At 49.4% G+C, this 1,045-nt stretch carries 1 protein-coding gene; it reads right to left on the bottom strand.

From position 1 onward, the window contains the following. Nucleotides 1–850 (bottom strand): DUF1329 domain-containing protein (locus tag QMA35_RS21785; RefSeq protein ID WP_281649231.1); only part of this gene is annotated, 850 nt, incomplete at its 3' end. Between the last annotated feature and the right edge of the window lie 195 nt (nt 851–1,045).

Genomic DNA, 1,045 nt, shown 5'->3' with positions numbered 1-1,045 from the left:
ACTCTTGACGCCCCTGCAACTCCCAGTCGTATCTGTCCAGAGAACCATTGAACATATCTGCAGTATCGGCAGTCAGCATACCACCGGTATCTGGCATGATGTCGTCATAGGCCAGTTTTGGCAGGCGGCGTACTTTTCGCTGACCTGGGGTGTACTGCCAGGCTTTTCGGGGCGCGTTGATCTGGTCAATTGTTTCCTTAACCAGAAGAGCCGTGCCGGCGTTACGAATCGGGCTCAAAACATTGTGCTTGTAATAGAACAGGGTATTGGCCAGTTTCTTTTGGGAAATATCTGCCCGCCCATAATTGAAGAACACTGTTCTCTCTAGCTTGGCCAGAGTATAAGTGCCGTCGGGTTGAACAGTGGTTCGGTGGCCAGTGTAATTCAAGCCTTCACCACGGTAACGCATGGTGTGGTTCCAGATAGCTTCCTGACCGTTCTTAGGTACCGGAAATGGAATACCAGCTGTTGCTCCAGAAACACCGTTGCCACGGAAAGTCAGCTCTGCCGTTTCTGAATTCTTCTTGCTGCTTTCATAAATGCGTTCGGGTAAAGAGGCCGAGCGGCGGCTGGGATAAACATTGATCTTATAATCAGGATTTGCCTTCAGCAGGGCCAAGGCACCTTCACTCAGCATACCCTTGTGCTCATCCAGATTTCTCTGGCTTATTACTGTTTTGATTGTGTCTTCAGCAAAGGGATCTGGGTGCTGGTTACCGGGTGCGTAATCTTCTGGAAGTTGGGTAATACCGCCATTCCACTCGGGAATGGAACCGTCCTTGTTTGCAGACAAAATGGCGCCAACAGGGGAGAGTGAATCGTTAAGTGCTGCTGATACCGCGGGGGACATAAAAGCTGCACTTGTCGTAAGCACTCCAAACATCGCATATAACAGGGGTTTCATAAAGACAGTCTCAGTAGTTCTTATTAGTTCAGACTGAATTGTCAATTTGCAGTGTGCCATCCGTCACTGCAGCAAATGACATTATCGTGTCGCTTGTATAGCCGAAACTTACAGGACGGAGTTTGCCTACGTACTTGCCGC

This window comes from Parendozoicomonas sp. Alg238-R29, assembly GCF_947331445.1.
GTDB lineage: Bacteria > Pseudomonadota > Gammaproteobacteria > Pseudomonadales > Endozoicomonadaceae > Sansalvadorimonas.
Note: the sequence above shows the minus strand (reverse complement) of the source record. Positions and strands in the feature narration are given on the sequence as shown.